The following is a 12,325-nucleotide window of genomic DNA, read 5'->3' on the forward strand; positions in this document are numbered from 1 at the left end:
GGCGCTAGTTTAGCACGGGCAGTAAACGAACGGCTGGCTACCAGGGTGTTCCCAATGCGCCGCTGTGTCGCAGGGCTAATCCGACGCCTGCCAGTGCACGCTCGTGTTCACTGACCGCGTCTGGCCCCTGGGTGCAGGCAACCACGGCCCAGGCGGCATTGGGCATGTCGTCACGCTCTACCACCCCGGCATCGCAGCTGCGCCGGTCCTGGGTGCCCGTCTTGTGGGCAAAGCTCACCGCCCCACCCAACCCTTGTTTTAACCGTTCTTCCCCGGAGCTGGTATTGGCCATCAGGGCAAGCAACTCATCGCGGGGCGTACCCTGGAGGTCGGGCATGGCGCCAAGGTAAAGTGTTGCCAGTATGTCGCCAACGGCGCGCAAGGTGCCGACGTTTTCGCCGCTGGCATGGTAGGCGTCAAAGGCGTGATGGTAGTCAGGCTGATTGAGGGCCTGAGGCTCTACGCCAAGTCGCTGCGCCAGGGCGCGAGGGCGCTGACTCACCGGTGACTGACGGAGGTTTATAAAATCCATGCCGCCAAGCTTACGCGCCCAGGGATGGAGTTCACCGTAGACGCCCTGGCGCACCTCCACCAGCTTGGAGATCGGCCCAAGCGCTGAGGGATCGCCACCGTTGGCCGCCACCATGGCCTGGGCACGCTGGTTGACATTATCCAGACCAACGCGGTCTATCAGCATATCCGTGGCGGTGTTATCGCTCACGGTAATCATCTGCTCCAGCAAATAGCCCACCGAGATGGGCGTGCCAGTCTCGTGCCAGTTGGTGGGCCCTGCGCCATCGACAAAATCACTTTGTTCAAGCGTCAACCGCTCGCTGGTCGATATACGCTCACCCAAGACTTCCGCCGCGACCGGCACCTTGATCAGCGACGCGAGGTACCAGGGCTGATCAGCCTGCCAGCTGTAGGCCTCACCGCTGGAAAGGTCTTGCACATAGAGGCCAATACCACCGGCGAAGCGTTCCTCTATCGCGCTCATTCGCGCATCGAGGTCGCTTTGCCAAGCGCTGCGTTTGTCCACCTCATGGTACCAATGCGTGTCGTACGCTTCCGTTTGTACGGGCAGTGCAAACAGCAGTGCTACCGCCACAAGTCCTTGCTGTATCCAGTGTTGCAAACCATTAACTCCAGACTTTCTTCGCACTTAACGATGCCAGGCCATCCAGCGGGTCAACCAAATCCACGCCGCCGTGCCAAGAATCAACAGCCCGCCAACACCAAGCGCCTGTGGATAGCTGTAGTCGCCCTCGCCTTCCAACAGGAAGCGCAGCACCAGGAAAATCATCACGATATGGAAAATAAATGCCTTTAGCGCATCTGAGCCGACCAGGGTAAACGGTATCAGCGCCCGGGCCGCCCGGGCGCCACCCGCCAGGGCCAGGGCGAATATCACCAGCGCGCCGCCCAGGCTAAACAGCATAAAGGCCAAGCCAGGGGGATGCTTACCCTCGTTATTGGCGACCGCCAACATGGCAGCGTAAACGTCACCACCAGCCAGCGCCAGGCCATAAAATCCGGCGATCATGACCGCGCCCATACCCAGCAAGGCGAGCGTGAGGCGACGTTTCATCAATGGATCGCCCGAACAGCGCAGCAGCGCTTCGCCCAATAGCAGCCCTAGTAGAATCAGCGGCGCGCGGCTGAGCTGGCCCCAGGCGTAATGGTCTTCATGGTCCACCAGCAGTGCCTTGAGGATGTCATTGCCACCGAATGAAACCCCTTGCAGCCAGGCGGCCAGGGCGGCGAGCAGCGCGATGACAGCCTGCCGACCCCACAGCGGTGCACGCGCCCACAGCGGCAGGATCAACGGCACCCAAAGCAGGGCGATGGCATAGAAGCCGAGAATTTCCACCCAGATACCAAAGCGACCGTAGAGCAACGCATCGACGATCTCGCTCGGCGTGTTGAACGGCAGCATTTCAATGATCAACAGCGCCTTGTACCAGAACCAGACCTCCACCGCACGCAGCCAGAGTTTCAGGCGGCGTTTGGGCCAGTCTTCCCGATTAACATGGGAGAGAAACGCCACGGCCAGGGCAACGCCAAACACCAGGATGAACAGCGATGAGGAAAACTTGGTAAGGAAGTGAATCGGCACCATGCCCCAGTCGGGCACGTTGCGAATGCCTACCAACCCGCTGACGGAATGGCTGACAATCATCAACCCGATCGCGATACCGCGGGCTAAATCAATCGCCTCAATGCGGCCTTCCGCTTTGGGCAGATAGGGCGTTTCGTTCCAGGCAATCGCCATCGGCATGTCCTTATTTCCTGTGCTGATCCTGTTCAGTCAATAAGTTAATACCGCATTTGGGGGCGATTATGAACCCAGTGCTTGCTTGCAGGTTCAACGCTCTCGGATGCAGCGTGCCCGACGCGATGACTCATCGCACACGCGAAATGCCCCACCAGAGGCGGGGCACTTGAAACTCAGCATTGAATTTGAGGCGTTAAGCAACTGGCATAAAGGAATTACCAGTCGGAATCATCTTCAGAATCGGAACCAGCGTCCTCCTCTTCCGTCGTTTCCCAATCTTCCTGCTCTTCTTCCTCTTCCTCATAGGTGGTGGTGCCTTGACCTTCCTCTTCGGAATCGAAGGAATTCATTGAGCCTTGACCTTCATCCTGCCTCGTTTCTTCTTGCGGTGCAGGGTCTTGCTCGTCTTCTTCATACATGTCAGCAAAGGCTAGCGGGCTGGCCATCAGACCGAAAGATACACCGAGGATGCCTAGCTTCTTGAGAGATTCCGTTTTCATCATGATACTGCCTCCTGTTTGGCTTCATTTTCTGTTAAGAACGTCAGGCCTTCCTGCCCGTCCGTTCTTACCTGAATATTTGCAGCCAACATGCCAGCATTATTTAAAAACGAAAATATTATTTAAGGTCAATATTTTATAAGATATAACATCATGCCAATGGCGGTTTATTTTACGTCTGCAACCGCTTGATGGCTGTTTAACTGCGGCACATGCGCCCGAGAGGCTCTGTATTACCTATACTGCCTACTTACCTAAGCCCAACCGGCATCCACCGACAACTCCTGACCAGTGATAGCCTGGCTTTCGGTACTGGCTAAAAAAAGTGCGGTGGGCGCTATATGCTGGGGTTCAAGTCGCAGCTTGAGGCACTGGCGAGCTTGAATGGCGGCTTCGTCATCGGGGCCAATCCATTTCTCGAGCTGCCGTTCGGTCATGACCGCGCCAGGCACCAGCGTGTTGACGCGGATATTGTACTCCCCCAGGTCCCGAGCCAGACTGCGTGTCAAGCCATGAATCGCTGCTTTTGCAGTAACGTAAAGAGGCAGACCGCCCAGCGCCATCTGAACGCTGACCGAGCCGAAGTTAATGATCGAGCCGCCACCGATTTGCATCATCTGCTCCGCAGCCGCCTGGGCGGCAAAAAACATCGGCCGCAAGTTGAGCGACATACGCTCGTCCCAGTAGGCAACATCGACTTCCCGCCAGGAATGGCGATCGTCGTTGGCGGCATTGTTCACAAGAGTATGGATCGGTCCGACGTTTTGGCCGATCTCGTTAATCACCTGCTTGAGGCTTGCCACATCGCGGATGTCGCAGTGGTGGTAGTGCGGCGCGGCGCCAGTCTCAGCGCGGAGTTCATTAACCAGCGCCTCGCTGGGGGTGTCACTGATATCGACAAACACCACCCGCGCGCCCTGATAATGAAACGCGCGAGTCAGTGAAGCCCCGATGCCGCTGCCGCCCCCGGTAATTAATACCACCCGCTGTTCCAAGCTCGCGTAACGCGCTGATTGTTGGTTCATATCGATTCCTACGCCGCTTTATTGTTATTCAAGAACCCCATCTGCCTCGACTAAACATCCACCCACTGTCCGCCAGCAGCGGACGAGGCCAGCGCGCGGGTGATAAACCTCAGGCCGTCAACGCCGTCGGCCACCCCCGGCGTGGGCGCGGCCAGCGCATTGGCGTTTCCACCCTTCTGGTGGGCACGAATTTGCACGGCGAAATCGCGATAGAGCTGGGCAAAGGCTTCGAGATAGCCTTCCGGATGCCCCGGTGGGATGCGTGCCGCCGCCTGGGCAGCTTCACACAAGCCTGGGCCGTTGCGGGTCAATATCCGCGGAGGCTCGCCCAACGGCGAATGCACGAGCTGATTGGGATTTTCCTGACGCCACTCAAGGCCGCCCTGGCTGCCGTAAACGCGCAGCTGCAGGCCATTTTCATTGCCCGCCGCGACCTGGCTCGACCACAGCATGCCCCGGGCACCGCCCTTGAAACGCAGCAGCATATGCACGTTGTCATCCAGCGCGCGGCCATCCACAAAGGTGTGCATATCGGCGGCGAGTGACTGGAGCTCCAGCCCGGTCACATAGCGCGCCAGGTGGTAGGCGTGGGTGCCGATATCGCCCAAGCAGCCCGCCGGGCCGCTGCGCTTGGGGTCGGTGCGCCACTCGGCCTGCTTCACACCACTCTCTTCCAGTCGGGTGGAGAGCCAGTCCTGCGGGTACTCCACCTGGACGACGCGAAGATCACCCAGCTCGCCGTTAGCCACCATTTCTCGCGCCTGACGAACCAACGAATAGCCGGAGTAGTTGTGGGTCAAGCCGAAAAACAGCCCGGAGCGTTCCACCAGCTCGGCAAGGGTTTGCGCCTCCTCAAGAGTGATCGTCATCGGCTTATCGCAGATCACGTGAAAGCCCGCTTCAAGAAAGGTGCGCGCCACGTCGAAGTGCATGTGATTGGGGGTCACGATGGCGACCACGTCGATGGCATCCGACCGCTTACGCTCCGCCTCAGCCATGGTTTGGTAGTCGGGGTAGGCGCGATCTTCGGCGACGTGTAATTCCGCCGCGGCGGCCCGACTGCGCTCGGGGTCAGAAGCAAAGGCCCCGGCCACCAGCTCGTAATGGTCATCCAGCCTTGCGGCAATGCGGTGCACCCCGCCGATAAAGGCCCCCTGGCCACCGCCGACCATGCCCAGGCGCAGCCGACGTGGCGTGTCGTGTTGATCACTCATGTCGTATTGCCTCCCCTTTAGTTAATTGAGACCCAAAATGCGGCGATTGGCGGCCTCGTCGGAGCCACCGTCGGCGAAGTCATCAAACGCCCGCTCGGTGACCTCGATGATGTGGTCGCGGATAAAGGTCGCGCCTTCACGGGCGCCGACTTCCGGGTGCTTCAGGCAGCACTCCCACTCCAGCACCGCCCAGCCGTGGTAGTCGTTGGCCGCCATCCACGAGAAGATCGACTTGAAGTCGATTTGGCCGTCACCCAGGGAGCGGAAGCGACCCGCGCGTTCGGTCCACGACTGATAGCCCGAATAAACGCCCTGCTTGGGGCTGGGGTTAAACTCGGCGTCCTTAACGTGAAACATCTGAATATGATCGCGATACACATCCAGAAAGCCGCGGTAGTCGAGCTGCTGCAGAATCAGGTGGCTGGGGTCGTAGAGGATATGGCAGCGGGGGTGGTGGCCGACCCGCTCAAGAAACATCTCGAAGGTGATACCGTCGTGGAGATCCTCGCCAGGGTGAACTTCGTAGCAGAGATTGACCCCGGCTTCGTCAAAGGCGTCCAGAATGGGACGCCAGCGTGTGGCCAATTCGTCAAACGCGGTTTCGACGAGCCCCGCCGGTCGCTGAGGCCAGGGGTATATAAACGGCCATGCCAGGGATCCAGAGAAGGTGCCGTGGTCGGTAAGTCCCAGGTTTTGCGAGGCCTTGGCAGCCAGCTTGAGCTGATCCACCGCCCATTCCTGCCGTGCCTTGGGGTTACCGCGTACCTCGGGCACCGCAAAGCCATCGAACATCTCATCGTAAACCGGGTGCACGGCCACCAGTTGGCCCTGCAAGTGGGTAGAGAGCTCGGTCAGCACCAGGCCGTGTTCAGCCAGGGTGCCCTTGATCTCGTCGCAATAGGTGCGGCTCTCGGCGGCGCGTTTCAAATCGATCATGCGTGCATCCCAACTGGGAATCTGCACGCCCTTATAGCCTAATCCCGCCGCCCAGGCGGCAATGCTGTCGAGGCTGTTAAACGGGGCGTCGTCACCGGCGAATTGGGCGAGAAAGAGCGCCGGTCCTTGTATGGTTTTCATAGGACTCTCTCAATAACGTATCAACGAGGTGAACATGAGCGCGGGTGAGCTGCTTCATTACCCGCGCCTTTGCGCATAAGCGTGATCAGAACGGCGAGTCAGGAAAGTAGTACTGCTCGGCGTTTTCTTCAGTGATCAACGGGGAGCCAAGGATGTACTCGCCCACCACCGGGCCGTTGGAGACAAAGTGCTGCACGGTGAGGTCCATCGCCGTGGCGATCATGGCGGGTGGGTAGAGTACGTCTACCGGCACCAGCTCATCGCCTTCCATTACCCGTTTGATGATGTCCTTCATGCCCGCGCCGCCGACGATAAACAGCTCGTCCTCACGATCCGCCTGACGCACCGCCTCGATGACGCCGAGGGCGATATCGTCATCCTGGGCCCAGACGGCGTCGATGTTTTCGAAGCGCGACAGGTAGTCCTGCATGACCTCAAAACCATCGTCACGATTCCAGTTAGCGTGCTGCATATCGAGAATGTTGACGTCGGAACCTTCGATGGCCTCCTGGAAGCCTTCCACACGCTCGTCGTCGATCACGGTCGGGATGCCGCGCAGCACCACAATATCGCCTTCACCATCCAGGCGTTCACGGATGTACTCGCCTGACACGCGGCCTAACTCGTGGTTATTGCCTGCTACGTAGAGATCCTCGATGCCTTCTTGGTTAAGCCCCCGGTCCACCACGGTAACGAACACGCCGGACTCTTTGACGCGGCGCACCGGGTCGGTCAGCGGGCCGGATTCAAACGGCAACACCACCAAGGCATCGATATTGCGCAGCGATACCAGGTCCTCCAGATCATTGGCTTGCTCGCCGGGTGTGCTTGCCGTGGAGATGGTGATTTCTATATCCGGGTAGAGCGCCTCAAGGCGATTCTTCGCCTCCTCGGCGTGGTAGTTGACCCCGCCCGTCCAGCCATGGGTAGCGGCCGGAATCGAGACCCCAATGGTATGTTCCTGGGCCATGGCAGCGCCGGAAAGGCCCAGTGCGGCTGCGGTGACAACGGTTGCCACTGCTGTCTTGATCATTGGCATGGTGATACTCCTTTCGTGTTTGTAATTGTTTTGCTGCTTGTACTTGTGTGGTTGTGAGTTGCTACTGACGGCGGCTGATTAGTTAAGGGACCTTAGGCCCCTGTTTTCCTCCACGACGCACGCTGCAGATAGACCGCCACAATGATGATGATCCCTTGCACCGTACCGTTGAGATAGTTGGAAATGGCGTCGGTCAGATTGAGAATATTGCCGATCATGGTGAGCATGATGGCGCCCACCACCGTGCCCCAGATACGTCCATGACCACCCTTGAGCATGGTGCCGCCGATGATTACCGCGGCAATCGCCTCCAGTTCCCAGAGCACCCCGGTAGCCCCTGAGGCAGACCCCAGCCGGGGCACGTAGATAATCGTCGCCAGGGCCACGCACACGCCCTGCAGCATGTAGGTCATGGTCTTGATGCGGTCGACGTGAATGGCACTGTACTCGGCGACTTTTTCGTTGGAGCCGATGGCAAAGCAGTAGCGCCCGAAGCGCGTGTAGTTGAGCAGGATGTAGCCAATAATCGCGACCGCCAGAAACACCCACACCGGAATGGTGATGCCCAGAAAGCTGCCGTAATACACCGGGCGGTAGATATCGCGCACTGCCCAGTCCAGGGTCAGGGTGCCGCCATCGGCGAGGTAAGTGACCAGTGAGCGGTAAATCCCCATGGTGCCGAGGGTGACAATGAACGCCTCGATCTTGCCTTTGGTGGTCACCATGCCGTTGATGAAGCCAGCGCACAGCCCCAGCAGCAGCGAAGCCCCCACGCCGAACAGCACGGTGGTGAGCCCCGCGCCAAACTGCTCGACCAGGCTGTTCATCAGAATGATCATTACCCCGGCGATAAAGGCCGCCATCGACCCGACCGAAAGATCCAGCCCACCCGCGGTAATCACGAAGGTGGCGCCGATGGCGATAATGCCGATAAAGGCGCTGCGGGTGAGCATGTTCGAGAGGTTATCCAGCCCCAGAAACGCCGGGTTGATCAGCACGCCGAGCAGCGCCAAAGCCACCAGCGCTACAAAGGGTCCCCAGGTTTTCAGGTCCACAGAGACCCCCTTCGATGCTGTCGTTTTATTAGGCATGACGCTGCTCATCTCCCCCTACCCCCTTGATGCCGGATGCGTACTGCATGATTTCTTGTTCGTTAATCTGTTCACCTTCAAGCACCCCGGTGAGCACGCCCGCGCACATCACCGCCACTCGGTGGGAAAGCCCGATCAACTCGCCCATCTCTGAGGAGATCAGGATGACCGAGCAGCCCGCTTCGGTGAGCTCGCGAATGAAGTGATAGATCTGGTGCTTGGTGCCCACATCGATGCCCCGGGTCGGTTCGTTGATAATCACGATTTCAGGGTCGATGGACATCACCTTGGCGAGCAGCAGCTTCTGCTGATTGCCACCAGAAAGCTCGGCGGCGGTGCGCGTCGCCGTGCGCAGGCGAATATCGAAACGCTGGATGGCTTGCTGGAAGGCTTGCTCTTCACGGCGGCGGTCAATCAACGGGTGGCAGTGAGCACGTAGATTGAGCAGCGTAACGTTGGAGCGCAGATCCATATTGAGCACCAGGCCTTTGCCTTTGCGGTCCTCGGTGAGATAAGCAATCCGCTGATGCACTGCATCACGCAGATTTTTCAACACGACGGGTTGGCCGTTGCGCAGTACCTGCCCGGCGCTTTTACCGCGCAGACCCAGCACGGCTTCAATCAGCGCGGTGCGGCCAGCGCCCACGATGCCGCCAAACCCTAATACCTCACCCCGGCGTAGGGTAAAGCTGGCCTGTTTCACGGCACCGGGCACCACGACGTCTCGCGCTTCCAGCACCACCGGCGCATCAGGCGGGAGGTGCGTGCGTGGGGGGTACATCTCGGTGATCTCGCGCCCCACCATCAAGCGAGCAAGCTCCTCTTTGCTGCGCCCGGCCATGGGGCCGCTATCCACCAGATGACCGTCGCGCAGTACCGTCACACGGTCGGCAATCTGTTCGATTTCACGCAGCTTGTGGGATATATACAGAACCGCCACGCCCCGCTGGCGCAAACGGCCGATGAGGGCGAATAGCACCGACACTTCGTTTTCGGTCAGGGTGGCGGTGGGCTCATCCATGATCAGCACGCGCACATCGCGGGTGATGGCCTTGGCGATTTCCACCATCTGTTGATCGGAGGTACTCAGGTCTTTCACGCGGGCGTTTGGATCAACGTCGGTTTCAAGTTCCGCCAGCGCCTCCCGGCTCTGTTCCCGCATGGCTCGCCGGTCAAGAAACATGCCGCGGCGCAGCTCGCGGCCCAGGAAGATGTTCTCCTCCACGCTAAGCTGTTCTGCCAGCGCCAACTCCTGGTGGATCATGACCACCCCGTCGGCTTCCGCCTCGCCGCTAGAGCGGTAGTATCGTTGTTCGCCGTCGAGAAGCGCCTCGCCCGAGGTAGGACGAAGATAACCGGCCAGGATTTTGACCAGCGTCGACTTACCGGCGCCGTTCTCGCCCAGCAGGGCGTGCACTTCCCCCGCCTGCAGGTCGAGGTCAACGTCGAATAACACCTGATTTTCGCCGAAAGAGCGACAGATTTGCCGCGCCGATAAGAGCATGAGCCACCTGTTTATTGCTGTTGTTGTTATGCGTGCAGGTCTTGCCAATATTGATTTTTATAGCGTGCTGCCCTATTTACTTTAGGTACTAAAATAAATAACTGCATATGCAACTTAGGTCGCATTTTGGCAATCAGGCGAACACGCCAGGATGAGAACGTGAACCGACCTTCCCGTCCTGCTTAACAATGGCGATATTTATGGCCCTACCGTCCACTGATACAAGCCGCCACGATAATACCCTGGCGGTGATTCGAACCTTGCGCGACCGAGGGCCAGCCGCGCGTGTCGACCTGGGCACACTGAACGGGATTAGCTCCGCCACCGTGACCTCGATCAGTGCCGAGCTGCTCCAACAAGGCTTGATTACGGAAAGACCGCCCGAAGCCCCCCGCCCCAACGGCCGTGGACGGCCAAAGACCCTGATAGAACTCGCCCCCAATGCCGCCTGCGTCGTATGTATCAAGCTGTCGATCAATGAGATCCAATTGGTGGTGGGTGATTTTTCGGGCCAGGTACGCCACAGTGAACACCACACGGTGCCCACCTTGACGCTGAGCGCCGACGACCTGGAAACACTGCTGGAAGACACGATCAGCGCTGTTTGCCATCAACAGCTGAAGGGGTTTCAACGCCTGGCGGGGATCTGTTTGGCAGTGCAGGGGGTGGTGTCGTCGCAAAACGGTACGATCATCTGGTCACCCGCTTTAAGCTTTCGCAACGCCCCGATATCGGCGCGATTGGCGGAGCGTTTTCACTGCAGCGTGCTGCTCGAGAATGATGCCAACTGTATCGCCAGCGTGTTGGCGGCTCAGCCCGCTTATGCCGACTGTCCCAACCTGGTGGTGATTATGCTGGGCTACGGTATCGGTATGTCGGTGTTGATTAACGGCGTGCCCTTTCTGGGTGCCAATGGCTCGGCGGCCGAGTTTGGACATAGCAAATATCAGCCGGACGGCGCCCTTTGCGCCTGCGGGCGACGCGGGTGCATTGAAGCTTACACCAGTGACTACGCGCTCTATCGCGCCGCCACCGAGCATCTAGAACTCCCCTCCGGCGACAGCGCACACCCCTCCGAACAGCAGATGCAGGCGCTAACCCAACTGGCCTTAAAAGGTAACCCGGTCGCCAAGCGCATCTATGCAGAAGCAGGCCGTGCGCTGGGGGTCGGTATCGCCAATGTACTGGCGCTGTTCAACCCCGACCTGGTACTGATTACCGGTTCCGGCGTGCGCGGCTTTGACGCCATGCAAACCGCCATGCATGGCGCCATTGATGACGCCCTGGTGGCCGAACTAAGGGGCACCACACGCATCGAAAGTTGCGCCTGGGATCGCGACATGACCTGCATGGGCGGCATCGCCATAGCGCTGAACGCTACCGACAGCGAGACGCTGTTAGAAAGCCAAACCGCCAGAGAAGCTTAACGAGCCTGGGGCGAGGCGTGATCATTAGCACCGGGTAACCAATCAGTGCGAGTGACGCGGCACCTCCGCCCCCCGGCAGCCGACCAGGAAGTCGAAGTCACAGCCTTCGTCCGCTTGCAGCACGCGCTCGATATACAGCTGCCGGTAGCCACCCTGGCTGCCGATCAGTGTCGAGGCGGCGGTGGGGTCGCTTTCGGCCAGGCGGGAGGCCAGCTCTTCGTCGCTGATATCCAGGTGCAGTCGCCCGCTTGCGCAGTCGAGTTCGATCCAGTCGCCGTTGCGTACCGCGGCCAGCGGGCCACCCGCCGCGGCTTCCGGGGCGACGTGCAGGACCACGGTGCCGTAGGCGGTGCCGCTCATGCGGGCGTCAGAGATTCGCACCATATCGGTAATCCCCTGGGCGAGGATCTTGGGCGGTAGGCCCATATTGCCCACCTCGGCCATGCCGTGGTAGCCCCGGGGGCCGCAGTGCTTCATGACCAGAATGTCGTTGGCTTCCACATCCAGGTCCGGGTCGTTGATGCGCGCCTTGTAGTCGTCGAAGTCTTCGAATACCACCGCCCGGCCGCGGTGCTGCATGAGTTCTGCTTTCGCCGCCGAGGGCTTGAGCACCGCGCCGTTGGGGGCGAGATTGCCGCGCACCACGCAGATGCCGCCGTCGGCGGTAAGGGGGTTGTCCAGCGGGCGGATCACCTCATCGTTGTAGTGCGGCGCGTCTTTGACGTTCTCCCACAGGGTCTTGCCGTTAACGGTGAGCGCGTCCTTGAACGGCAATCGGTCGGCCTCGCCGAGGCGCCTGAGCACCGCGGGCAGGCCACCGGCGTAGTAGAACTCCTCCATCAGAAAACGCCCCGAGGGCTGCAGATCCACCACCGTGGGCGTGCCGCGCCCGACCCGGCTCCAATCGTCCAGGGTGAGATCCACGCCGATGCGCCCGGCTATCGCCTTGAGGTGAATCACCGCGTTGGTGGAGCCGCCGATAGCCGCGTTGGTACGGATGGCGTTATCGAAGGCTTCCTTGGTGAGGATTTTGGAGAGCTTGAGGCCTTCATTGACCATCTCGACAATCCGGTTACCCGAAAGGTGGGCCAGCACGTAGCGGCGGGAGTCCACCGCGGGAATCGCCGCATTGTGCGGCAACGAGGTGCCTAGCGATTCCGCCATGCAGGCCAT

At 59.8% G+C, this 12,325-nt stretch carries 11 protein-coding genes; 1 reads left to right on the forward strand and 10 read right to left on the reverse strand.

Translation table 11 applies throughout. The features are described from left to right. Nucleotides 1-37 precede the first annotated feature (37 nt). The 9 genes from NH395_RS16565 to NH395_RS16605 form a co-directional block, all read right to left on the reverse strand. Nucleotides 38-1,135 (reverse strand): serine hydrolase, encoded by a 1,098-nt coding sequence (locus tag NH395_RS16565; RefSeq protein WP_253026413.1) that lies wholly within the window; start codon nucleotides 1,133-1,135, stop codon nucleotides 38-40. A 27-nt stretch (nucleotides 1,136-1,162) separates the two neighbouring features. Next, nucleotides 1,163-2,278: an OpgC domain-containing protein gene (gene opgC / locus NH395_RS16570; protein ID WP_253026415.1), complete on the reverse strand. Its 1,116-nt coding sequence runs from the start codon at nucleotides 2,276-2,278 to the stop codon at nucleotides 1,163-1,165. Nucleotides 2,279-2,490: 212 nt separating this feature from the next. After that, nucleotides 2,491-2,778, reverse strand: coding sequence for a hypothetical protein (locus NH395_RS16575; protein WP_253026417.1), 288 nt, complete (start codon nucleotides 2,776-2,778; stop codon nucleotides 2,491-2,493). Between the two features lie 251 nt (nucleotides 2,779-3,029). Next, the gene (locus tag NH395_RS16580) at nucleotides 3,030-3,800 is read right to left on the reverse strand and encodes an SDR family oxidoreductase (RefSeq protein WP_253026419.1); all 771 of its coding nucleotides are present in this window, start codon (nucleotides 3,798-3,800) and stop codon (nucleotides 3,030-3,032) included. Between the two features lie 50 nt (nucleotides 3,801-3,850). Beyond that, nucleotides 3,851-5,014 carry a Gfo/Idh/MocA family oxidoreductase gene (locus NH395_RS16585; protein WP_253026421.1) on the reverse strand — a complete coding sequence of 388 codons (1,164 nt, stop codon included), beginning with the start codon at nucleotides 5,012-5,014 and terminating at the stop codon, nucleotides 3,851-3,853. Nucleotides 5,015-5,035: 21 nt separating this feature from the next. Next, nucleotides 5,036-6,091 carry a sugar phosphate isomerase/epimerase gene (locus NH395_RS16590; protein WP_253026423.1) on the reverse strand — a complete coding sequence of 352 codons (1,056 nt, stop codon included), beginning with the start codon at nucleotides 6,089-6,091 and terminating at the stop codon, nucleotides 5,036-5,038. Nucleotides 6,092-6,176: 85 nt separating this feature from the next. Next, nucleotides 6,177-7,130 carry an ABC transporter substrate-binding protein gene (locus tag NH395_RS16595; RefSeq protein WP_253026425.1) on the reverse strand — a complete coding sequence of 318 codons (954 nt, stop codon included), beginning with the start codon at nucleotides 7,128-7,130 and terminating at the stop codon, nucleotides 6,177-6,179. Nucleotides 7,131-7,222: 92 nt separating this feature from the next. Further along, complete coding sequence (locus NH395_RS16600; RefSeq protein ID WP_253026427.1) at nucleotides 7,223-8,221, reverse strand: ABC transporter permease; 999 nt, start codon at nucleotides 8,219-8,221, stop codon at nucleotides 7,223-7,225. Beyond that, nucleotides 8,214-9,725: a sugar ABC transporter ATP-binding protein gene (locus NH395_RS16605; protein WP_253026429.1), complete on the reverse strand. Its 1,512-nt coding sequence runs from the start codon at nucleotides 9,723-9,725 to the stop codon at nucleotides 8,214-8,216. The genes NH395_RS16600 and NH395_RS16605 overlap by 8 nt, the downstream gene beginning before the upstream one ends. A gap of 200 nt (nucleotides 9,726-9,925) precedes the next feature. Between NH395_RS16605 and NH395_RS16610 the strand changes: the two genes are divergently transcribed. Continuing rightward, a complete protein-coding gene (locus NH395_RS16610) occupies nucleotides 9,926-11,152 on the forward strand; it encodes an ROK family transcriptional regulator (protein ID WP_253026431.1) in 1,227 nt (408 codons plus the stop codon). 42 nt (nucleotides 11,153-11,194) lie between these two features. Here the strand turns inward: NH395_RS16610 and NH395_RS16615 are convergent. Then, nucleotides 11,195-12,325, reverse strand: a 1,131-nt coding sequence (locus NH395_RS16615; protein WP_253026434.1) for a dihydroxy-acid dehydratase, incomplete at its 5' end; no start/stop codon positions are given.

Source organism: Halomonas sp. Mc5H-6, assembly GCF_024124705.1.
GTDB lineage: Bacteria > Pseudomonadota > Gammaproteobacteria > Pseudomonadales > Halomonadaceae > Vreelandella > Vreelandella subterranea.